This is a genomic window from Bacillus sp. HMA207 (assembly GCF_003402455.1).
Lineage (GTDB): Bacteria > Bacillota > Bacilli > Bacillales > Bacillaceae_G > Bacillus_A > Bacillus_A cereus.
In genome coordinates this window covers 664264-688197 of record NZ_BEZT01000001.1, presented here as the reverse complement: position 1 = coordinate 688197, position 23934 = coordinate 664264, and the positions used below count along the sequence as shown (strand labels likewise).

Sequence of the window (23934 nt, the reverse complement as noted above, 5' to 3'; positions counted from 1 at the left end):
AGAAACTGTTCCTCACCATTTCAAATAGTTAGGTAACAGATTGTTTCCTCCTTCATGACAGAGGAGGAACTACCGATGTTTAATTTACAAAGACAAGAAACAAAGCATGCTTATGAGCAAGATAGCATGAAAACAAATAACGAATTATTAGTGGAGGTTGCAACACAAGATGTAAGCTCTGCGTTAAAACTTTTAGAAACAACACAAGATGGATTATCTAAACAAGAAGCGTCTCGTAGACTTTCTTTATGTGGTCCGAACGAAATAGCTCATAATAAAATGGCGCCGTGGTACATTCAATTTCTGTCGGCATTTAAAAATCCATTTATTTTCGTTTTATTAGCTCTTGGAGCACTCTCCTTTTTCACGGATGATATGCAAGGAACAATTGTCGTATCTGCAATGGTACTACTTAGTGCAACAATTCGGTTTTCCCAAGAATTTCGTTCTCAAAAAGCTGCCGATAAGTTAAAGGCTATGGTTCGAACAACTGCGAGCGTATTTAGAATAAATGGATTTGTACATGAAACAAAAAATGTAACGAATTTAAATCGAAATTACACAACAGAAATTCCAATTGAGGAACTTGTACCTGGCGATATCATTTCCCTTTCAGCCGGTGATATCGTTCCAGCTGATGTGCGTATTGTATCCGCTAAAGATTTATTTGTTAATCAATCTTCTTTAACAGGGGAAGCACTTCCTGTAGAAAAATACGAACACTGCTACCATACAGAAAATAAGCATATCTTACCGACAAACATGAAAAAAAATTACAATCCACTCGATATGGAAAACCTTTGTTTCATGGGAACAAATATTGTAAGTGGTAGCGCAAAAGCTGTTGTCATCTCAACAAGTACCGATACGTATTTCGGCTCTTTAGCCAATAAGGTAATTGGAAAGCGTGTAGAAACAAGCTTTGATAAAGGTGTAAACAAAGTAAGCTGGCTCTTAATTACATTCATGCTTATTATGGCACCTATTGTCCTTCTCATTAATGGATTCACAAAAGGTGATTGGCAAGAAGCTTTCTTCTTCGCTATTGCCGTCGCTGTCGGCCTTACACCTGAAATGTTACCGATGATTGTAACTGCTAATTTAGCTAAAGGTGCCGTTAACATGTCTAAACAAAAAGTAATTGTAAAACAGCTAAATTCTATTCAAAACTTAGGTGCTATGAACATTCTTTGTACAGATAAAACCGGAACTTTAACAGAAGATAAAGTTGTCCTTGTTCGTCACTTAGATCCCAAGGGAAATGAATGCAATCGCGTCTTGCAATTTGCCTATTTAAATAGTTTCTATCAAACTGGATTGAAAAATTTAATAGATAAAGCTGTTATTAAGCATACAGAGGAAAACAATACATTTAATCCATCAGCTTTTCAAAAGCTAGATGAAATTCCATTCGATTTCGCCCGCCGGCGTATGTCAGTCATCGTAAAGGATATTTCAGGTGAACATACAATGGTTTGTAAAGGTGCCGTAGAAGAAATTTTATCAATTTGTAACTACACTGAAGTGGATGAAAAAATCGTTCCACTCACCGAGGAAATACGTTCAAATGTCAAAAAACTAAGTGAGACACTAAATAGTGAGGGTATGCGGGTTATTGCTGTGGCTTATAAAAAAGATAGAAGAATAAATGATACAGAGTACGCAGTAAAAGACGAAACTGATATGATTCTCGCTGGATATATCGGCTTTTTAGATCCACCGAAACCATCTGCAGCAGCTGCAATTCAAGCATTACAAAAACATGGTGTACAAGTGAAAATTTTAACTGGCGATAACGAAATTGTTACAAGAAAGGTTTGTAAAGAAGTTGGATTAGATATCTGCGAACCAATCCTCGGTTACGAGATTGATTCTTTACCAGATAAAGCATTAGCAAGACTTGCCGAAGAAACGACTGTATTTGCGAAGCTTAATCCAATGCAAAAATCTCGTATTATACACGCATTACAAGGAAATGGACACACTGTAGGTTACATGGGAGACGGCATTAACGATGCTGTAGCATTACGTGAAGCTGATGTCGGAATATCTGTTGATACTGCTACTGATATTGCGAAAGAAGCTTCCGATATTATTCTACTCGAAAAAAGTTTAACTATATTAGAAGCAGGGATTTTAGAAGGACGTACTACATTCGGAAATATTTTAAAATATATTAAGATGACAGCTAGCTCTAACTTCGGTAATGTGTTTAGCATGTTAGTAGCAAGTGCTTTCATTCCTTTTTTACCGATGCTTGCCATTCATCTTTTAATTCAAAACTTACTTTATGATATTTCACAACTTTCTATTCCATGGGACAAAATGGATAAAGAGTTTCTAGAAAAACCACGAAAATGGGATACTGCAAACTTACGAAACTTCATTATTTGTATCGGCCCAATTAGTTCTATATTTGATATTATCACATACGTAGTCATGTGGAATGTATTTGGTGCAAATACATCGAGCGAGCAATCATTATTCCAGTCCGGTTGGTTTGTCGTTGGATTGTTAACACAAACTTTAATTGTTCACATGATAAGAACACAAAATATTCCATTTATTCAAAGCACTGCATCAACACCAGTCGTTTTATTAACCGCTCTTATTATGGCAATCGGGATTTATATTCCATTCTCACCACTTGGTGCAGCCGTTGGTTTACAAGCATTGCCACTTAACTATTTCCCTTGGTTAGTAGGAATACTATTAGGCTACGCTTTTTTAACACAATTCCTGAAAAAGCTTTATATTAAAAAGTTTCATAGCTGGTTGTAAAAATAAGAATGAGTATCCCCCGCTCATTCTAAAAAACATAACACATATTATATATGGAGGTGACCATGATGGTATGGTACGACATTGTATTCAGGTTAGTTATAGCAATTATTGTAGGAGCTTGCATTGGAATGGAAAGACAATGGAGACACCGAATGGCTGGGTTACGGACAAATGCTCTCGTATCACTTGGTGCCTGTATATTTGTTTTATTATCCGTCATGCTTGATCATGATGCTAGCCCATCCCGCATTGCTGCTCAAGTCGTTAGTGGTATTGGATTTTTAGGGGGTGGCGTTATTATCCGCGATGGTTTTAGTATTAGAGGGCTAAATACAGCAGCTACTTTATGGTGTGCAGCTGCTGTCGGTACTCTTACAGGCGCCGGTTTCCTCGTTGCAGCTATATTAGGTGCAGCCGGCGTGTTACTAGCAAATATACTTCTTCGCCCAATTGCTCTTTTTATGAATAAAAAATCAAAAGAAGAATCACCAGAACAAACGAACTACTTACTTTCCCTTACTTGTTCAGAAGAAAATGAAGCACATATTCGTTTTTTACTTATGCATATGGTAAGTACAGAAGGAATCGGTTTAAAAGAGTTGTATAGTGAAGACGTAGATTCTAATCAAAAGGTGTGTATACAGGCTACATTACATTGCAAGACAAATGCGGCTATCTTAATTGAAAAAATAGTAAGTAGAATGCTATTAGAATCTGGCGTTACTGGAGCTGGATGGAAGACTTCTTTAAATTTAGAAGCGAGTTAACTAGGAAAGGTGTCATGATTTTACTACTTCATGACACCTTCTACATAAACTTATTTTCTAACTTTTGTTGAAACGACTTCTCTTGCTTACGTAGTAGTTGACTACCTCGTTGTAAAATCGGTGTTCCATACTTATCGTTAATTTGATCAATGACAGCAAGTAGTGGTTCTTTTTTCGCATCCTCTTCAAATGAAAATAAATCTAATTGTTTCACCGATTCTGTCTTCCACTCTATTTCAGTAGCTGTAACACCTAGTAAACGAACGGAATCACCATCCCAATGTTGCTTCCATAAACGGGATGCTGCTTGAAAAATATCGCGTTCTTCCCAAATTGCATTTTTCAATTGCTTACTCCGTGTTACTGTTCGCCTATCATGGTATTTAATCATAATTTGAATATTATAACTAACAAGGGTTCGCTTTTGTAATCTTTTACTCACTGATTTTGATAACCGTTCTAACATATCAAGTAATTCTTTCTCTTCATCCATATCCTTTGAAAAAGTCATCGAGTTACCGACACTTTTATGTTGGCCCATTTGACTCGGATCCACTTCCCTATCATCCGTACCTTTTGCACGCTTTTGTAAATCAATACCGTGCTTGCCAATTTTAGCGCGAATGATATGCTCGTCTCCCTTCGCTAACTGTTCAATTGTATGTATATGAATTTCATTTAATTTTTCAGCTGTTTTTTCTCCAATCCCATGCATTGCTTCAACTGAAAGTGGCCAAATCATTTCTGGAATATCACGTTTTCGAAGTACGGTAATACCGAGAGGTTTTTTCATATCAGAAGCTGTTTTTGCTAGGAAAAGATTTGGAGCGATTCCGATACTACACGGAAGCTGCAACTCTGTTAATAGTGCTTGTTGAATCATCTTTGCTATTTCAAGAGGCGAACCAAGTGCGTAGCAATCTGTAATATCTAAATATCCTTCATCTATTGAGACTGGTTGTATCTTTTCTGTAAAACGAGAAAGGACTTGAAACATTTGAAATGAAGCTTCGCGATATAATGTGAAATTAGGACGCCTTACAACTAATTGCGGGCATAACCTTTTCGCTTCCCAAAGGGGCATCGTCGTACGTATTCCGTATTCCCTCGCCTCATAACTACATGTTATAATAATTCCTTTTCTCTCTTTTTCATTTCCAGCAACCGCTAATGGCTTTCCTTGTAATGATGGATCATGAGCAATTTCAACAGATGCGAAAAAGCAATTCATATCTACATGTAAAATAACGCGACCATTTTTCGGATACATTTCTCGCATAGTACTCACTCCCTAATCAGAACGTTCGTTCTTTTATTATATCAAATTTTGCACAATAGTTATAATAATTACTTGTTCTTTTTTATAATCGATATAAATCGAAACTTTAATCAACTCTCACTAATCGGACTTTTACGGGCAGCAGGGCCCCCACCTAACTTCTTTACTTTCGCTGAATTTTGAGGTAGGGGTCTTACTGTCCGGCAAATAGCGGGATAAACTCAACTATACATTCCTTGTAGTTATATTAATCATTGCAATTAATTATTTACTACTTCCGATTTTCAATATGAATACGTTAGGGTTATTCCCTCGTCTAGTACATGTAGCAACAACGTATATACTTCCATAGTTTTTCTTATATTCGCTTATACGTCTTGTCAAAGCAATCGAATCAAAATAAAAAGCGTGTAAATCATAATTGATTTACACGCTTTTTATTTTCCATTACTTCGCTACTTCTTCAATAATTGCAACAACTAATTCTGCTGTTTTTGCTAATTCTTCAACAGGAATCTTCTCGTTTGTTGTATGAATTTCTTCATAACCAACCGCTAAGTTAACTGTTGGGATACCATGTCCTGCAATTACGTTTGCATCACTTCCGCCACCACTTTGGTGAAGAGAAGGTGTACGACCAATTTTTTCAGCTGCACGTTTTGCAACTTCTACAACGTGATCGCCATCAGCAAATTTAAATCCTGGGTACATAACGTTTACTTCAACGTCTGCATGACCTCCCATTTCTTTTGCAGTTGTTTCAAATGCTTCTTTCATTTTCGCAACTTGTGCTTCCATTTTCTCATTAATTAAAGAACGAGCTTCTGCAAAGATTTGTACATGATCGCAAACGATATTCGTTTGTGTACCACCTTCAAAACGTCCAATATTTGCAGTCGTTTCAGAGTCAATGCGACCAAGTGGCATCTTCGCAATTGCTTTCGCTGCGATAGTAATTGCAGATACACCTTTCTCCGGCGCTACACCAGCGTGAGCTGTTTTCCCGCGAATAATTGCGTTCACTTTCGCTTGTGTTGGAGCTGCAACAACGATTTCACCAACTTTTCCATCGCTATCTAATGCGTAGCCATATTTCGCTGTAATACGCTCACGGTCTAATGCTTTTGCACCAACAAGACCTGATTCTTCTCCGACTGTAATAATAAATTCTATTTTACCATGAGGGATATTTTTCTCTTTTAAAACACGGATTGCTTCGAACATTGATGCTAATCCAGCTTTATCATCCGCACCTAAAATTGTTGTACCATCTGATACGATATATCCATCTTTAATAGAAGGCTTAATTCCATTACCAGGAACTACTGTATCCATATGAGAAGTAAAATAAATTGTATCAACACCATCTTTTGTTGCTGGTAAAGTACAAATTAAGTTACCTGCACCATGACCAGTTACAGCCATTGTGTCATCTTCAAATACTTCTACACCTAAATCTGTAAATTTCTTCGTTAATACTTTGCAGATTTCTGCTTCAAATTTCGTTTCAGAATCTACTTGTACTAATTCCATAAATTCATTTACTAAACGTTCTTGATTAATCATAAGACTGCGCCTCCTGCACTACCATTATGTATGTAACACTATTAATTATAACAGAATTTCGCAAAAGTTTCGAAATACAAGACAAAAAACAGATGGTTTACATGTCTAGATAACCATCTGCTTTCTATTACTCATTTAACAATACCCAGCGCATATGATCTTCCCACACGCCATTTACCATTAACATCTTCCTAGACACGCCTTCATATTGAAAACCTATCTTCGTTACTACTTGTATAGATGCTAAATTACGAGGCATAATCGGAGCTTCTATACGATGTAACTGAAATTCCCCAAAAGCAACTTGAATTGCTTTTCTAAGCGCTTCTGTCGTATACCCTTTGTTTAACTCTGCTTTATCTAATTTATAACTGAGTACACAAGATTGATAAATGCCACGAACGATTAAATTAAATGAAATACACCCAATTACTTTCGTATCATCACCCTTTTTAAAAATCCATAGTCTGATGATTTTCCCTTCTTCGAACTCTTTTCTATCCTTTTGCAACTTTTTCTTTTGATAATCTAGCGTAAAAAAATCATCCGGTCTATACTCTTCCCAAGCTTTTAAAAATTCACGATTTCTGTCGTAATATTGAAGAACTGTTTCAGCATACGACTCATCAATTTCCCTTAAGTATAAACGATCTGTTTCGTATATTTTCATCATCGTATCTCCATTCTTCAGCTTGCCCAACTAAAAATTAACAATATACCCTTTTACTATATTCTCTATACACACTCAAATTTCCTGTTATATTTTGCAATCCCCTCCCGAATTTTGTCCTCACTCTCCCCTTGTCCATAATTTCATTTCTCGTTACAATGAAATTGTACTGATTTGCAAGGAGGTATAACGATGCATAAAAAAGCTCAAAAAGTTATGGTTTATGTGATGCTGATTTCTATGCTTGTAACAACATTACTTGCTGGCGCGAGTATGTTTTGGTAAAAAGGGCGATGTGTTCGTCCTTTTTTTACTTTTTACACATGACAAAATAAACCATCTCGACATCGAGATGGTTTATTTTATATAAAACACAATCGCTACAATACTAAAGGAAAATGACATTACAAGTGCTATTACAAAACTTGTATATTGTTTCTGCTGAAATGCTCCAATAACAAAAGTTAGATTAAGTAATGCCATACATACAATCGCTACAAGATAAGAACATATATTAAAAGTTGCCAATATGAATGTAATAACAAATAGAAATCCCATAAAAAACTGCATATACGAAAGTTTTGGATTCAAGTACATATGAGCAACCCCTTTATCTAATTTTATCTTTCTATATTCTCATTAACGCACGGTTATGTACACATGTCAAGACAACTTATTATAATAGAAAAAGCCAACCTTTTCGTTGGCTTTTTCATATGCAACGGCTCCTTTTTCTTTTGCCAATTGCTGAAATGATTTTTTCGATTTCACAATCCATACTTTCGTTCCAATTGGAATGCGATCAAACAAATATTCCACATCGTTTTTCTTCATTCTTATACACCCTTGTGAAATATACTTTCCAATTGAACTCGGTTGGTTTGTTCCATGTATTCCATATTTACTTCCATCAGTTCCTCTTGCATTAAATCCAATCCACCTTGACCCAAGTGGATTTTTTGGCGACCCACCTGGAATATCCTTCGCAATATAATACGGATCCTTCGCTTTCATTACAACATCAAAAGTTCCTTCTGGAGTTAATTCATTCGTTTTCCCTGTCGCTACTGGAAAAACCTTTTGAATCTTTCCATCGTCAATGTAAGCTAATTTATTCGTTGCTTTATTTACAATAATAAAAGGATCTCCGGCACGTGGATTATCCCCAAGAGGCCAAATCGGCGATAAAGAAAGACATAATATGATAGAGAGAAGATACGGCATAGATAATTCCTACCTTCTATATAAGTTCTTTTATATTATCCTTTCCCTTAAAGCGACTTTTAATGAGTAAATATTGTTCCATTTCATACACAAGTTGAACAAGTTTCGCACGTATCTCAAATTCTTCGCGTGTAGCTGGCAATGGCATGTCTCTAAATAATTCCCTCATTTCTTGAAGCTGCCTTAAGGAAATAACGCCAGTACTCTCAGGGCTAATAGCATTACCAATGTTTTCAACAACATCTGCAATCATATCAGCTTGTTCATATGTCCACGATAAAGAAGCTGCTAGTGGTATCATTCGCTCTAAAATTTCGAATTGTTGCATACGCATATTAAAATAACGGTAGTAATAATCATCTTCTCGCATAAATGCATTCTCAAGTTTTTTAAACGATAAATCTCTTGCTTCATTTAACATATTCTCGGTTTCAATGAGTTCTGCTCCACTCCAACTACTTTCTCGATTTCGTAAATACACAACCATTTCAAACAAAATCGTTTTAAAATTACTCTCTATTTTATCCTGATACTCTTTTAGCTTATTTTCACTACTCGGCATATACATATTTACTAATAACGCCACACTAATCCCTATCGTTAATATAGCAATTTCATTTCCAACTATAAGCCATGTAATTTGCTTCAATGAATATAGATGCATAACAATAACTGAACTCGTGACAATACCTTCTTGAATTTTAAGCATTACTGCAGTCGGAATAAATGTAAGTAACAATATGCTAATTGCAAGTGGTGTATAGCCGATCGTTTCAAAAATACAAAACGCGAATACCATTGATAATACACAAGCTAGAAAACGATGTAACGACACTTGAAGCGATTTGCGCTTCGTATTTTGTACACATAAAATAACTAAAATACCTGCTGAACTATAAAATTCCAACCCTAATAACTGAGCAATAAAAACTGCCGCACCTGTCCCTATTGCTGTTTTTACTGTACGATATCCAATTTTAAACATATCATTACTCCTATATGTATAAACGTATTTACAGCTAGTATAAAAAAAGGATGACACAATGTCATCCTTTTCTACTTATTATTCACATAACCTTTTCATATTACAATATTTTTTGTAAAAATTGTTGCGCACGTTCACTTTTCGGCGCTGCAAAAAATTCTTCTGGTGCACTATCTTCTACAAGCTTTCCTCCGTCCAAGAAAAGAACACGATCTGCCACTTCTTTTGCAAAGCCCATTTCATGTGTAACGATAGCCATCGTCATTCCTGTCGTAACTAACGATTTCATAACTTCTAACACTTCTTTCACCATCTCTGGATCTAGCGCCGATGTCGGTTCATCAAATAACATAACTTCCGGTTCCATTGCTAACGCTCTTGCAATTGCTACACGTTGCTTTTGTCCTCCCGAAAGACGATTTGGATACGTATCTTTTTTATCTACTAATCCAACCTTTTCTAAAAGTTTCTCAGCTTTCTTTTCAGCTTCTTGCTTCGTTATCCCTTTTACATTGATAGGAGCATACGTAATATTTTCTAATACAGTCATATGAGGAAATAAGTGAAAATGTTGAAATACCATACCGACATTTTCACGAACATGCATAACATTCGTTTTCGGATTCGTTACTTCTTCCGTTCCAATCCAAATGTGACCATCCGTTGATGCTTCTAACATATTCATACAACGTAAAAATGTTGATTTTCCTGATCCAGAAGGTCCTATAATTGCAACTACTTCCCCTTTTTCAATCGTTGTTGTAATTCCTTTTAATACTTCGTTTTTACCAAATGATTTATGAAGGTTTTCAATTTTAATCACTTTTCTTCATTCTCCCTTCAATTGCCTTCCCGACTAATGTAAGAATAATGACTAACATATAATAAATCAGTCCAACAAAAAGTAATGGTTCAAGATATTTAAATGTCTCACCGCCTACAATGTAAGCACGACGCATTAAATCAGTCGCGCCTATTACCGTTACTACAGCCGATTCTTTTGTAAGTGTCGCAAATTCATTCACAAGCGCTGGTAATATATTTTTTAATGCTTGAGGGAAAATAATATTTCTCATCATTTTTCCGTATGGTACCCCTAAAGCCATTGCTGCTTCTGTTTGTCCTTTATCAACCGCTTGAATACCAGCACGAATTACTTCTGACATGTATGCACCTGAATTCAAGCTAAATGCAAGTACAGCAGCTAAGAATGCTGGTATTTCATAACCAATTATTTGTGGGACGCCGAAATAAATAATCATTAATTGCAATACAAGGGGTGTACCACGAAAAATTGATGTATAAAAATCTGCTGCTATATTTAATGCTCGTATTCTAGCAATTTTACAAAGTGCTAATAGCGTTCCTAAAATAAATCCTGCTAAAGCTGATACTGCTACAATTTTCAAAGTAACTTCTAAACCTTTTAGTATATATGGTATCGAAGGCGTAATCGCTGAAAAATCTAAGTTCATTCTTTTCATTCCCCTCACAGAAAAGTGAAAGGCAGCTTATTTTCCGCTGCCAAACCATTTCTTCACTAATTTATCCATTTCTCCATTTTCTTGCATTTTTTTAATTACTTTATTAAATTCTGCTGTTTTATCACTGTTTTTCGGAAGGGCAATTGCTGCTCCAACTTCTTCTGGTGCTTCTTTAATTTCAATTCCTTGTAAATCTTTCATTTTCTCTAAATAATTTTTAGCAACTGTGTCTTCTATAATTGCAGCGTCAAAACGACCAGCTTTAATTTCTTGTACGATTTCTGGTATACGGTCACGTCCCTCAACTTGGAAATCTACTTGTTTTTTAAATTCTGCTGCTTTCTCTTCTTGAATAGACCCTGTTTGTACCCCTACTTTTTTCCCTTTCAAACCCTCTACAGATTGAATGTTAGAATCCTTTTTAGAAACGACCATATTTTTCGCAACAAAATAAATATCTGTAAAATCAACATTATTTTTACGCTCTGCAGTTGGCGTCATGCCTGCCATTACGAAATCAACTTTTCCTGAACTAAGAGATGCTAATAAACCACCAAAATCCATATCTTTCACTTTCACTTCATACCCAAGTTCTTTTCCGATATATTTAGCAACATCAACATCAAAGCCGATAATTTCATCACTTTTTGAAGCTTCTACGTATTCATATGGTTTATAATCTGCTGAAGTTCCCATTACGAGTACTTTCTTATTTCCTTTTGTTTCTTTCGATTCCCCATTACTACAAGCGCTGAACATACTTAAAATTAAAATAAGTGCAAACGATATTGATACTAACTTCTTCATCTTTCTTCCCCCTAATAATGTATATTTAAAAGCTTAATAGAATATTCATTCGACGTTTGTATTGTATCAGCACTTTTATTTTTATGCAATATATAAAATAAAAATAAATAAACAAACAATATAAACGCTGTTTTTTATGTATAAAAATGCATAAAATAACACAACTATGCATATCTCAGAAATTTTAATAATAAATAAAAAAGGCGGCACATCCACTTGATTGTGGACGTGCCGCCTTTTCTCTTATTTTTTATAGTTCTTCACAATTCTCTTCGAAATATGATTGTAGTTTGGCAATAACTTGCATCGGTTCATGACCTTCAATTTCATGACGCTCTACCATCGTTACAATTTTTCCATCTTTTAATAAAGCAAATGATGGAGAAGAAGGTGGGTACCCTTCGAAATATTCACGCGCTCTTGCTGTCGCTTCTTTATCTTGCCCTGCAAACACCGTTACAAGGTGGTTAGGACGTTTATCATAATGTACGGAATGCGCAGCAGCAGGACGAGCAATACCACCTGCACAACCACATACAGAGTTTACCATTACAAGTGTTGTTCCATTTCTTTTAAACGCTTCTTCTACCGCTTCTGGCGTCGTCAATTCTGTATATCCAGCAGAGACAATCTCTTCACGCGCTTGGCGGACAACATCATTCATAAAAAAGTTAAAATTAATCACTCTTTTCCCTCCTCTAAAACTACCTATTTGTATCTTACCAGTTAATGTTTATGAAATACAAGTAAGTTTACTTGTATTTAAGTATAGAAAAGGTGTTAGAGCTCTTGCTCTAACACCTTTTCTTTAATGACCACGATGTTTTTGCTTTGCTTTTTGTACTTTCATTAAACGTCTTCTTTCTTTTTCAGCTTCTCGCTTCTCTTTAGACTGCACTTTCTTTTCTTGTTTATGCAATTCATAAGATAAACTAATCGCCTCTTGCGCCTTAGTAAAACGTTTAATAGTTATTTCTTTTGCTGCTTGTCGTATGGTACGCTTTATGTTTTTAGGACGCTGTTTTTCTTTAATTTCTACACCACATTTTGCAAAGTGCTGAAAATGCTCTAAAAGTGAACTATTCACAAACATAAGCACTTCTTCATCTGACGGTTCCGCCCCAAAAATATACCTCGCTCCATACAATTTCCCTTTTTCTTTGCATGTAATGATTCCAACAAAAAATTGGCCATCGTGATATACTGTCAAATCCATTGACAGCCCCTCCTTTAAAAGATTAGAAATACGGGACATCCCGGAGGGGAAGGTTACTGACATGAAATCATGCGTCTGGACTACCAACCAGAACTGTGTTTTTGTATTTCTTTCACTATGATTATATCTTTTTTTCCATAATCTTCATATATTCAGCAATCATTTTTTTATGCGATCCTACAATATAGTCAGGTAGTTCTGTTACTGAAAAGAATTTAAGCTGAACTGCTTCTTCTTTATTCATAACAAAATCCCCTTCGTATTCATCTGTATAATAGGCGGTTGTTACAGATTGAAATTCATCACCGTTTGCTAATTTTGTAAAGTAGTTCGCTCCAGAAAATACATTGATTAGTTGCAAGTTCTTCACTTTTATTCCTGTCTCTTCATATACTTCACGATAAGCTGTTTCTTCTGGTGATTCACTAAGCTCCATTAGCCCACCAGGTAGCCCCCATTTTCCGTACGGCTCTGTCCGCTGCTGCAATAAAACATATCCATTTTCATTTATAACGAGTACAACAGCACCAACTAAAATTAAAGGGCGATGACCAACTATTTTTCGTAATTCTTCTACATATCCCACCGTATCGCCTCCTTTTTCGTTGTCCACACTATTGTATCATATGTACGAAACGACAAAATGCGTATATTTTTCATTTTTTTAACAAAATATTTATTTTATGTGATTCATCTACTGTAGCTAACATAATGGATTCGACTTCTGTACTCTCCTCTAGAAATTTTCTCGCCCACGCTTCTGTTTTTCCTAATAATGCAAGAACATCTTTCTGTATCCTCCCATCCTTTACTAATACAAAAGAAACTGGAGATTTTTTTCCCGCCACTTTAAGATCAAGCCGTGAAACTGCTTCATTTTCTGGATACCGAAATATAGAAACGACACCGTTCGCTTCCCATAATGCTAATTTAATCGTTTGAATATCGCTCACATTTCGCATACGAAGTTCCGAAAACAAATATTCCACGGTAATTCTCGCCTTTTTCAAATTGCTAAAATCAATGGAACCATTATGTATAAGAATGATAGGTGCTGGCTCTAAAAAACGTCTCCATCTATCCCATTTCAGCATTAAAACTGAGCTTATAATATGAAGTACAACGAGTATGAACGTTGTAATCATCGAGCCCAGTAACCCTACTTTTTCATCAGACAATGCGTTAGAAATATTCCCACCAAGCAATAACACTAATACAACATCTAAAAAACGAAGTTGTGCGATAGACCTTTGCCCCATCGCTTTCGCAACTAATATTAAAAATATGTATGCTATAATAGCCCGAATAACCCATTCACTATTAGAAAGATGCCGTGCTCCTTCAAAAATATGCATATGCATCACTTTGCACTCCTTACCCGTCTCAAACTGCTATCCTGTTTTAGTTTGCAACGTTTATGAGCATATATGTAAAAAAGCTGGTTCGTTTAAAAACGAACCAGCTTTTTTTACTTAACTGAAAACATATATTTTTTATACGTTTTCCGTACCGATAGTATGAGCCCCATCATAATCATATTCGAGAATAAGGAACTTCCCCCATACGATAAGAAAGGTAATGCAATACCTTTTACAGGCATTAATCCAACGATCATACCGATGTTTTGGAATATTTGAACTGTTAATATACCGATCGATCCAGCGCATAATAATGTACCAAATAAATTATCAGCGGAATAACCAATAATAATTGTTCGATATAGTAGTAATAGGAACAAGAAGACAACTAAGGCTGCTACGATAAATCCACCTTCTTCGGCAATTGTAGCGAAAATAAAGTCAGTATGCTTCTCTGGGATATAGACGCTTCCTCCCCCAAACCCTTTACCTTCCATTCCTCCACTACCTACAGCTAAAATCGATTGTTGCGTTTGATAACCTTGATCTGCATTTTCAAATGGATTTAACCAACCTACAATACGCGACTGTTGGTGAGGTTTTAGTAAAGTAACTAAATTATTATAGAAAAAATCTTGATACTTAAAGAAAATAAATATTAAAGCAGATAATATGGTCAACGGAATAACTGTACATAATGCTATCAATTTCTTTTGAATACCTGACATAAATAAAATACATGCAATAGCAGCAGCATATAAGAACACCATACCTGTATCAGGTTGACTATATACAACCGCCATAGGTGGAAGTGACACTAGCATAATTTTACCTACTAGCTTTAAATCTGTTTGGAATGTCCTTGCCATATACTGTGCATTATGTTTTACTGCTATACTCGCTACTACAAGTAGCAATGCAATTTTGAAAAACTCAGACGGCTGAATTTGTCCAAATACTGGGAAAACAAACCATCTTTTTGCACCTAATTTTTCAGGTGTAAAACCTGATGGTGGTAATACTTTCAAAAGAATAAGTGAAGCAAACCCGGCAATATAAAGTGGCCAAGACAATTTTTGCAATTGATCTAAGTCGATGCTTGCAACAAGAAGTAACAATACAACCCCAATTATGTAGTTAACACCTTGTTTCATAGCAAAGTTTGCAGCTCCATACTGTCCCGTTTGCTGACTGCTATATATAGCAGCTATACTCGTCACACATAGTGCACACAAAATTAAAATTAATTTTACATCTAAACTTTTTAGAAACTCGGTACTTCTTTTCATGACATCCTCCTGAAACATTGTTACGGCAAAAATAAAAAACCAGGAGTCAACATTCTTCATGTTTTGACGACTGATTACACATTATCTATAAAACACTTATATAGAATAACTCTCTTTTTCATACAATACAATATATTATACTACAGTTTCATCAGTAAGATTTGCCAAAAAAATTATTCTTTTCTTATTTTATATCCATATACCATATATCAGCAATGTATTTTCGTAAATTCCTAATACATAATCGTTTATTGTAAGATTACTGGGAAAGGTATTTATACATATAGTAGGATGTAGATGAAGAAATAAGATAATAAAAAGCTCGCATAAGCGAGCTTTTTATTAATATACAGATGTATTGTTTTCTGACATGTTTTCTAAAATTTCTTTAACACGTCCTAAGAACTTACCACAAATTAAACCATCAAGTACTCGGTGATCAAGTGATAAACATAAGTTAACCATATCACGAGCACCGAACATACCGTTATCCATAATTACTGGGCGTTTTACAATTGATTCAACTTGTAGAATAGCCGCTTGTGGGTAATTAATAATACCCATAGATTGAACAGAACCGAATGATCCTGTGTTATTAATTGTAAATGTTCCACCTTGCATTTCGTCTGCTTTTAACGATTTCGTACGTACTTTTCCTGCAAGTTCTGTAATTTCACGAGCGATACCTTTAATTGTTTTCTCGTCCGCTTGCTTAATTACTGGTACAAATAGTTCTTCCTCTGTTGCAACAGCGATAGAAAGGTTAATATCTTTCTTCTGAACAATTTTATCGCCAGCCCACATTGAATTAATTTGAGGATACTCTTTTAACGCTTGTGCTACTGCTTTTACGAAGAAAGCAAAGAACGTTAAGTTAAAGCCTTCACGCTTCTTAAAGTCACCTTTAATTGAGTTACGGTATGACACAAGGTTTGTCACATCTACTTCAATCATCATCCAAGCATGTGGTGCTTCGTGTTTACTACGTAACATGTTTGCTGCGATTGCTTTACGCACACCTGTTACTGGAATTTCGATATCTCCAGGCATTGTAGGTACAGAAACTGGTTTCGCAGCTTCTACTTTTTGCGCTACTGGTGCTGCTTTTGGTGCTTCTGGGCGAGCTTCTACTACTGCCGCTACAGCTTCCTCTTTCTTCGCCGCACCTGCTTGCGGAATATTTCCAGATTCCACTAGCTTTAAAATATCTTTACGAGTGATACGGCCGTTTGCTCCCGTACCTTCTACTAGATCTAAATCAACGTTATGCTCACCCGCAAGTTTTAACACAGCTGGTGAAAAACGTGGTTTTCCATCAGTTGGTTGTTTTACTTTCGGTGCTTTTTCAGACGTAGCTACTTCCGCCTTTGGTTCTTCTTTTGTTTTTTCCTCAACAGCTGTTGCTGCTACTTCATCTGCGCCTTCTACTTGAATCACACAAACTACTTCACCTACAGCTAACGTATCACCTTCACCAGCGATTAACTCTTTCACAATCCCCGTGAAAGAAGATGGTACTTCAGCATTTACTTTATCAGTCATTACTTCTGCAAGCGGATCATACTTGTTTACGTGATCGCCAACATTAACGAGCCATTTACTAATTGTGCCCTCTGTAACGCTCTCCCCGAGCTGAGGCATTGTAATATTTTCTACAGCCATGTATAGTCCCCCCGATTAAAATTCCGCAAGTTCACGCATTGCTTTTTCAACTTTATCTGGATTTACCATAAAGAATTTTTCCATTGTTGGTGCATATGGCATTGCTGGAACGTCTGGACCTGCAAGACGTGCGATTGGCGCATCTAAATCAAATAGACAGTTTTCAGCAATAATTGCTGCCACTTCACTCATAATGCTTCCTTCTTTATTGTCTTCTGTTACAAGAAGAACTTTACCTGTTTTAGAAGCTGCTTCAATGATTGCTTCTTTATCTAATGGATATACAGTACGTAAATCAAGAATGTGTGCAGAGATGCCATCTTGTGCTAACTTTTCAGCCGCTTGAAGAGCAAAATGAACACATAATCCGTACGTGATAACTGTAATATCATCACCTTCACGTTTTACATCTGCTTTTCCGATTGGTAATACGTAGTCATCCTCCGGCACTTCACCTTTAATTAAACGATATGCACGTTTATGTTCGAAGAATAATACTGGATCTTCATCACGAATGGCTGCTTTTAATAAACCTTTTGCATCATATGGTGTAGAAGGGATAACGATTTTTAAACCTGGTTGGTTTGCAAACATCGCTTCTACAGATTGCGAATGATACAATGCACCGTGAACACCCCCGCCAAATGGTGCACGGATTGTAACTGGACAAGTCCAATCATTATTAGAACGATAACGAATTTTTGCTGCCTCAGAAACAATTTGGTTTACTGCTGGCATGATGAAATCAGCAAACTGCATTTCAGCGATTGGACGCATCCCATACATTGCCGCACCAATTGCTACTCCAGCAATTGCAGATTCTGCAAGCGGTGCATCAAGCGCACGATCTTCACCAAATTGATCATACAAACCGTGTGTCGCTTTAAACACGCCACCTTTTTTACCAACATCTTCTCCTAAAACGAATACTTTCTCATCGCGTTCCATTTCTTCGCGCATTGCTAATGTAATAGCATCAATATAAGACATTACAGCCATGAAACGTTCCCCCCTATTCTGCGTATACGTGCTTCAATGCATCTTCAGGTGCTGCATACGGAGCATTTTCTGCATATTCTGTTGCTTCATTTACGATATGCATAATTTCATCTAACATTTGTTTTTCCGATTCCTCAGTTAATACACCAGCTTCTTTTAAATAAGCCGCGAATGTTATAATTGAATCTTTTTTCTTTGCTTCTTCTACTTCTTCTTTATCACGATAAACACGATCATCATCGTCACTAGAATGTGCTGTTAAACGATATGATACTGTTTCAATTAAAGTTGGTCCTTCACCACGACGACCGCGATCTGCTGCTTCTTTTACAGCTTTATATACTGCAAGTGGATCGTTTCCGTCTATTGTATATCCAGGCATACCGTAACCAATCGCACGATCTGATACGTTTTTACATGCTAATTGTTTTTCAACTGGAATAGAGATTGCATATTTGTTATTTTCACACATAAAAATAACAGGTAGTTTGTGTACACCAGCAAAGTTTGCCCCTTCATGGAAGTCACCTTGGTTTGAAGAACCTTCTCCAAATGTAACGAACGTTACTAAATCTTTCTTCTCCATTTTTCCAGCTAGTGCAATACCAACTGCATGTGGTACTTGTGTTGTTACTGGAGATGAACCTGTAACAATACGATTTTTCTTTTGACCGAAGTGACCAGGCATTTGACGACCACCAGAGTTTGGATCTCCAGCTTTCGCAAAAGCAGACAACATAAGCTCTTTAGCTGTCATACCAAATGCTAGTACAACACCCATATCACGGTAGTATGGTAATGCATAATCTTTCTCTCTATCAAGAGCGAACGCCGCTCCAACTTGTGCAGCCTCTTGTCCTTGACAAGAAATTACGAATGGAATTTTACCAGCACGGTTTAATAACCACATACGTTCGTCAATTTTACGTGCAAGTAACATCGTACGGAACATTTCTAATACTTGCTCATCACTTAAGCCAAGCTCTTCATGGCGCTTTTCTTTTACTTCTGCCATTTTTCATAACCTCCTAAATCCACATTTTTATGCGTGTAACGCTCTTCCATCTACAGCAAGTGCTGCTTCACCAATCGCCTCAGATAATGATGGATGCGGATGAATTGTATGTGCTACTTCCCAAGGTGTTGCATCAAGTACTCTTGCAAGACCCGCTTCAGAAATCATATCTGTTACATGTGGTCCAATCATATGAACACCAAGAATGTCATTTGTCTCTTCATCAACTACAAGTTTTACGAAACCATCTGATTCTCCGTATACAAGTGCTTTTCCAATTGCGCGGAATGAGAACTTACCTACTTTTAACTTATAGCCTTTTTCTTTCGCTTCTTGTTCTGTTAAACCGACAGAAGCAACTTCTGGACTGCTATATACGCATTTTGATACCATAGAGTAATCAATTGGTGTAACTTCTTTCCCTGCAATATGTTCTACTGCAGCAATTCCTTCATGAGAAGCAACGTGAGCAAGTTGCAGGCCACCGATTACATCTCCAATTGCGTAAATATGCGATTCTTTCGTTTGATAAAACTCATTTGTTTGAATGTATCCTTTTTCCACAACGATATCTGTGTTCTCTAAGCCAATATTTTGCGTATTCGCTTGTCTTCCTACAGATACAAGCATTTTTTCTGCTTTAAATTCTTTATTTTCACCGTTGTGTTCAGCTTGGATTGTTACTCCATTATCTTTTACCAATGTTTCTGGTAATACTTTTGCACCAGTTACCACTTTAATACCTTTTTTCTTGAATAGACGTTGCATTTCTTTTGAAACGTCTTGATCTTCTAGTGGTAATATCGTTTTCGCATACTCTAATACTGTAACTTCTACACCGAAGTCAGCAAGCATAGATGCCCACTCAATACCGATTACACCGCCACCAACGATAATAATCGAACTAGGAAGCGTTTCCATTTTTAGAGCATGATCTGAAGACATTACGTACTCTCCATCTAATTCTAAACCTGGTAATGAATTTGGACGAGAACCTGTTGCAATAAGTACATTTTTTGGAATTAACATTTCATTCTCTTCTCCACTTGCAAGTTCAACTGAAATTGTCCCTGGCATCGGAGAGAAAATAGATGGGCCAAGAATACGGCCAATACCTTCAAACACATCAATTTTACCTTGTTTCATTAAATGTTGAACGCCTTTATGAAGCTGCGTTACTATCTTCTCTTTACGCTCTTGTACTTTCGCAAAGTTTAGTTCTACATTGCTTGCAATAACTCCGAACTCTTCGCTTTTTTTAGCAGTTGCATATACTTCCGCACTACGTAAAAGAGCTTTACTAGGAATACATCCTTTGTGTAAACAAGTACCACCAAGATTTTCTTTTTCGACTAGTGCAGTTTTTAACCCTAGTTGTGATGCACGAATTGCAGCAACATATCCACCAGTACCGCCGCCAACGATGACTAAATCATATTCTTTTGCCATTATCTCAACCCCTAGCTACCGTTTCTTTTTCACGTACAACGTATTCTTTTGGAGCTTCTTCTTCACGTAATACACGAAGTGCTCCTTCTGCTAACGCTTCTAACTCATCTTCGCCTGGATGTACGATAACATCTGCAATCCAGTCCACTCGCTCTTTTATTTCATCGACAAGAATTTTACTGTATGCCAGTCCACCAGTTAATACGATTGCATCGATTTTCCCGTGAAGTACAGCGCTAGCTCCGCCAATCTCTTTTGCAACTTGATATGCCATTGCTTTATAAATAAGAGTTGCTTCAGGATCACCTTTTTCAACCATTTGCTCTACTTTAATCGCATCATTTGTACCGATTAAACTTACAAGTCCACCTTGTCCGACAAGTTTTTTAATCATTTCATCACGGTAATACTCACCAGAGAAACACATTTCTACTAGTTGCCCTACTGGTACTGTACCAGCGCGCTCTGGACTAAATGGTCCTTCTCCGTTTAAACCGTTATTCACATCGATTACTCTTCCTTTTTTATGAGCACCAACTGTAATACCACCGCCCATATGTGTAACTAATAAATTTAAATCCTCGTATTTGTGATTTAACTGTTCAGCTACTTTACGAGCAACTGCTTTTTGATTTAATGCATGGAAGATACTTTTGCGTTCCATACCAGCAATGCCACTTATACGAGCAACCGGCTCCATCTCATCTACAACGACAGGATCTACAATGAATGCAGGAATGTTTAATCCAGAAGCAATTTCATATGCTAAAATGCCTCCAAGGTTTGAAGCGTGATGACCGCTAAAGCCATTTTTCAAATCTTCTAACATCGCATCGTTTACTGTATACGTACCGCCTTCGATTGGACGAAGTAATCCACCACGTCCACAAACAGCGTTTAATTTTGAAATGTTAATACCATGAGAATGTAGAACTTCTAAAATCGTTTCTTTTCGAAACTCATATTGGTCGATAATTCTCTTATATTTTCCAATCTGTTCTACGTCATGACGAATCGTTTCTTCTAGAACGGGTCTTTCATTATCAAAAACACCAATTTTTGTGGATGTACTACCTGGGTTAATAACAAGAATTCGATTTACAGACAATGTTGCTACCTCCACTAATAAATTCAAAAGGAAGTGGAAACCTCATAAGAGGTAACCACACCTTTTGTAAAAGTTATATATGAATGATTAGCGACGGCTAATAATATCGTGACCGTTGCGTAAGTAAGTGCTACGAGAATTCTTCAAGCTTGCAATGCGCTCTTCAGCTAGACGATCTGCCGCTACATAAGTTGCTATGCCATCGCGTTTTGAAATTTCGATTACTTTTGCAATCGTGTCATAAATAGACTCAACACGTTTTAGTGCACGTTCTCTATTGTATCCATATAATTCGTCTGCTACGTTAATTACGCCACCTGCATTAATTACATAATCTGGTGCGTATACAATACCCATTTCATGAATGATGTCACCATGACGATCTTCTTTTAATTGGTTATTTGCAGAACCTGCGATTACTTTTGCTTTAAGTTGTGGAATAGTTTCATCATTAACTGTTGCGCCTAGTGCACATGGTGCGTAAATATCGCATTCAACACCGTAAATTTCATTTGGTTCAACTGCTGATGCACCGAATTCTTCTACAGCACGTTGTACAGCTTCTTTATTAATATCTGTAACAATTAATTTTGCTCCTTCAGCGTGTAAATGTTTGCATAGGTGATATGCTACGTTACCAACGCCTTGAACAGCAATTACTTTTCCTTCTAAATTGTCAGTACCGAAAGCTTCTTTTGCAGCTGCTTTCATACCACGGTAAACACCGTATGCAGTTACCGGAGATGGGTTACCAGAAGAACCGAATGATGGTGAGATACCTGTTACAAAGTCAGTTTCTTCATGGATAATATCCATATCATCTACTGTTGTACCAACATCTTCAGCTGTAATGTAACGTCCGTTTAGTCCTTGGATATAACGTCCTAGTGCACGGAACATTGCTTCGCTCTTATCTTTACGAGGATCACCGATAATTACTGTTTTCGCACCACCTAAGTTTAAACCAGCTGCTGCGTTTTTGTATGTCATCCCTTTTGCAAGACGCAATGCATCTTCAATCGCCGCTTCTTCAGAATCATATGTCCACATTCTTGTTCCACCAAGAGCCGGTCCAAGTGTTGTATCATGAATTGCAATAATTGCTTTTAAACCAGATTCTTTATCTTGACAAAATACTACTTGCTCATAATCATATTTTTCTAAGTATTCGAAGATTTCTAATGTCATTGTCGTTTCCCCCTAATGTTTTACCCTTTTTGGTTTATTTTGAAGCAGTCGCAACTGCCAATGCTAATGAATATACTTTTGTTTCTGCTGAATCAGCACGAGATGTTAAAACAATCGGTGCTTTTGCGCCAGCAATCATTGCTCCTACTTTTGCATCCGCAAAGTATACGAGTGATTTATATAGCACATTTCCAGCTTCAATCGTTGGGACGAGTAAAATATCTGCCTTACCTGCTACATCACTTACTATGCCTTTATGCTCTGCTGCAATTTGTGATACTGCATTATCTAAAGCAAGTGGTCCATCAACGATACAATCTTTAATTTGTCCGCGGCGATTCATTTGTGTTAACATCGCTGCATCAATTGTCGCCTGCATCGCTGGATTCACAACTTCTACTGCTGCAATTGGTGCCACTTTTGGCAAGTCGATTCCTATTGCCCGGGCAACTTCTACAGTATTTTGTATAATAGCAGCTTTTTGTGTTACATCAGGTGCGATGTTCATCGCTGCATCTGTAACGAAAATAAGACGATCGTAATTTGGAACTTCAAATGCTGCTACATGTGAAAGTACGCTACCTTTACGTAGGCCCCACTCTTTGTTTAACACAGCCTTCAAAATATTCGCTGTTGGGATGTTCCCCTTCATAAGCACGTCTGCTTCACCATTTCTCACAGCTTTAACAGAAAGTTCTGCAGCCTCTGCACTAGACATTGCTGCAATCACTTCAACATGTTCTGAAGTTTGTAAACCATGTTCTTCTAGCATCCCCATTATTTTTTCTTGATTTCCATATAGACGAAATTGAGCTAGCTGTAATTTAATTGCTTTCGCTACAGCTTCAATTACTTCATGATCTTCAGCTACTGCTACAGCCACAGTTTTTTTAGGCTTCCCTGCTGCTTGATCAATTAAGTATTCTAACTTCATATTTTGTAATCAACCCTTTCCGTCGTCCCTCGTCTATTTATAAAGCAAATACCGTGCCAACTTTTAAAAGTGGTCTTACCAATAATGAAAACGCATTCAAAATGCAGTAAAATCAATACTTTGGAAAATAACAAAAGATTCTGTCTTATT

24 protein-coding genes are annotated in these 23934 nt (G+C 36.7%); 3 read left to right on the top strand and 21 right to left on the bottom strand.

All coding sequences use genetic code 11. The features are described from left to right. Window positions 1-75 precede the first annotated feature (75 nt). A complete protein-coding gene (gene mgtA, locus HMAS_RS03785; RefSeq protein WP_000482685.1) occupies window positions 76-2781 on the top strand; it encodes a magnesium-translocating P-type ATPase in 2706 nt (901 codons plus the stop codon). Window positions 2782-2849: 68 nt separating this feature from the next. Continuing rightward, a complete protein-coding gene (locus HMAS_RS03780) occupies window positions 2850-3551 on the top strand; it encodes an MgtC/SapB family protein (RefSeq protein ID WP_000262342.1) in 702 nt (233 codons plus the stop codon). Between the two features lie 40 nt (window positions 3552-3591). Here HMAS_RS03780 and HMAS_RS03775 read toward each other — a convergent pair whose 3' ends face one another. The 3 genes from HMAS_RS03775 to HMAS_RS03765 form a co-directional block, all read right to left on the bottom strand. Then, entirely contained in the window at window positions 3592-4830 is a 1239-nt protein-coding gene (locus tag HMAS_RS03775) for a DNA polymerase IV (protein ID WP_001208858.1), read from the bottom strand. Between the two features lie 447 nt (window positions 4831-5277). After that, on the bottom strand, window positions 5278-6396 hold the full coding sequence (locus HMAS_RS03770) for a tripeptidase T (protein ID WP_000609803.1): 1119 nt from the start codon (window positions 6394-6396) through the stop codon (window positions 5278-5280). 127 nt (window positions 6397-6523) lie between these two features. Then, window positions 6524-7069: a GNAT family N-acetyltransferase gene (locus tag HMAS_RS03765; RefSeq protein WP_012593329.1), complete on the bottom strand. Its 546-nt coding sequence runs from the start codon at window positions 7067-7069 to the stop codon at window positions 6524-6526. A gap of 189 nt (window positions 7070-7258) precedes the next feature. Between HMAS_RS03765 and prli42 the strand changes: the two genes are divergently transcribed. Beyond that, on the top strand, window positions 7259-7351 hold the full coding sequence (prli42, locus tag HMAS_RS27605; protein ID WP_000549040.1) for a stressosome-associated protein Prli42: 93 nt from the start codon (window positions 7259-7261) through the stop codon (window positions 7349-7351). A gap of 72 nt (window positions 7352-7423) precedes the next feature. Here the strand turns inward: prli42 and HMAS_RS03760 are convergent, their stop codons facing one another. The 18 genes from HMAS_RS03760 to yqiS all read right to left on the bottom strand — a co-directional run bounded on the left by HMAS_RS03760 (window position 7424) and on the right by yqiS (window position 23784). Next, window positions 7424-7663, bottom strand: coding sequence for a DUF3894 domain-containing protein (locus HMAS_RS03760; protein ID WP_000281167.1), 240 nt, complete (start codon window positions 7661-7663; stop codon window positions 7424-7426). A 66-nt stretch (window positions 7664-7729) separates the two neighbouring features. Beyond that, complete coding sequence (locus tag HMAS_RS03755; protein WP_001146566.1) at window positions 7730-8290, bottom strand: L,D-transpeptidase; 561 nt, start codon at window positions 8288-8290, stop codon at window positions 7730-7732. A 16-nt stretch (window positions 8291-8306) separates the two neighbouring features. Beyond that, a complete protein-coding gene (locus HMAS_RS03750; RefSeq protein ID WP_000472671.1) occupies window positions 8307-9275 on the bottom strand; it encodes an aromatic acid exporter family protein in 969 nt (322 codons plus the stop codon). A 100-nt stretch (window positions 9276-9375) separates the two neighbouring features. After that, complete coding sequence (locus tag HMAS_RS03745; protein ID WP_000590211.1) at window positions 9376-10098, bottom strand: amino acid ABC transporter ATP-binding protein; 723 nt, start codon at window positions 10096-10098, stop codon at window positions 9376-9378. Next, the gene (locus HMAS_RS03740; protein WP_001046916.1) at window positions 10091-10750 is read right to left on the bottom strand and encodes an amino acid ABC transporter permease; all 660 of its coding nucleotides are present in this window, start codon (window positions 10748-10750) and stop codon (window positions 10091-10093) included. Before HMAS_RS03740 ends, HMAS_RS03745 begins: the two co-directional genes overlap by 8 nt. A 36-nt stretch (window positions 10751-10786) precedes the next feature. Continuing rightward, on the bottom strand, window positions 10787-11566 hold the full coding sequence (locus tag HMAS_RS03735; RefSeq protein WP_000737663.1) for a transporter substrate-binding domain-containing protein: 780 nt from the start codon (window positions 11564-11566) through the stop codon (window positions 10787-10789). Window positions 11567-11816: 250 nt separating this feature from the next. After that, entirely contained in the window at window positions 11817-12230 is a 414-nt protein-coding gene (locus HMAS_RS03730; RefSeq protein ID WP_001979317.1) for a BrxA/BrxB family bacilliredoxin, read from the bottom strand. A 144-nt stretch (window positions 12231-12374) separates the two neighbouring features. Continuing rightward, the gene (locus HMAS_RS03725) at window positions 12375-12782 is read right to left on the bottom strand and encodes a YjdF family protein (protein ID WP_000366589.1); all 408 of its coding nucleotides are present in this window, start codon (window positions 12780-12782) and stop codon (window positions 12375-12377) included. Window positions 12783-12903: 121 nt separating this feature from the next. After that, entirely contained in the window at window positions 12904-13368 is a 465-nt protein-coding gene (locus HMAS_RS03720; RefSeq protein WP_000542549.1) for an NUDIX hydrolase, read from the bottom strand. Window positions 13369-13438: 70 nt separating this feature from the next. After that, window positions 13439-14143, bottom strand: a complete 705-nt coding sequence (locus tag HMAS_RS03715) for a DUF421 domain-containing protein (RefSeq protein ID WP_116344702.1) — start codon at window positions 14141-14143, stop codon at window positions 13439-13441. A 107-nt stretch (window positions 14144-14250) separates the two neighbouring features. Then, on the bottom strand, window positions 14251-15429 hold the full coding sequence (locus HMAS_RS03710) for an FtsW/RodA/SpoVE family cell cycle protein (protein WP_000831181.1): 1179 nt from the start codon (window positions 15427-15429) through the stop codon (window positions 14251-14253). A 342-nt stretch (window positions 15430-15771) separates the two neighbouring features. Continuing rightward, a complete protein-coding gene (locus tag HMAS_RS03705) occupies window positions 15772-17091 on the bottom strand; it encodes a dihydrolipoamide acetyltransferase family protein (RefSeq protein ID WP_000257660.1) in 1320 nt (439 codons plus the stop codon). Window positions 17092-17106: 15 nt separating this feature from the next. After that, window positions 17107-18090: a 3-methyl-2-oxobutanoate dehydrogenase subunit beta gene (bfmBAB, locus tag HMAS_RS03700; RefSeq protein WP_000290071.1), complete on the bottom strand. Its 984-nt coding sequence runs from the start codon at window positions 18088-18090 to the stop codon at window positions 17107-17109. A 13-nt stretch (window positions 18091-18103) separates the two neighbouring features. Then, window positions 18104-19105 carry a 3-methyl-2-oxobutanoate dehydrogenase subunit alpha gene (bfmBAA, locus tag HMAS_RS03695; protein WP_000852551.1) on the bottom strand — a complete coding sequence of 334 codons (1002 nt, stop codon included), beginning with the start codon at window positions 19103-19105 and terminating at the stop codon, window positions 18104-18106. A gap of 27 nt (window positions 19106-19132) precedes the next feature. Beyond that, window positions 19133-20554, bottom strand: a complete 1422-nt coding sequence (gene lpdA, locus HMAS_RS03690; protein WP_001051289.1) for a dihydrolipoyl dehydrogenase — start codon at window positions 20552-20554, stop codon at window positions 19133-19135. A gap of 4 nt (window positions 20555-20558) precedes the next feature. Beyond that, on the bottom strand, window positions 20559-21662 hold the full coding sequence (gene buk, locus HMAS_RS03685) for a butyrate kinase (RefSeq protein WP_000115781.1): 1104 nt from the start codon (window positions 21660-21662) through the stop codon (window positions 20559-20561). 87 nt (window positions 21663-21749) lie between these two features. Further along, window positions 21750-22850: a leucine dehydrogenase gene (locus HMAS_RS03680; protein ID WP_000171355.1), complete on the bottom strand. Its 1101-nt coding sequence runs from the start codon at window positions 22848-22850 to the stop codon at window positions 21750-21752. 34 nt (window positions 22851-22884) lie between these two features. Then, complete coding sequence (gene yqiS / locus HMAS_RS03675; RefSeq protein ID WP_000764668.1) at window positions 22885-23784, bottom strand: phosphate butyryltransferase; 900 nt, start codon at window positions 23782-23784, stop codon at window positions 22885-22887. Window positions 23785-23934: the final 150 nt, after the last annotated feature.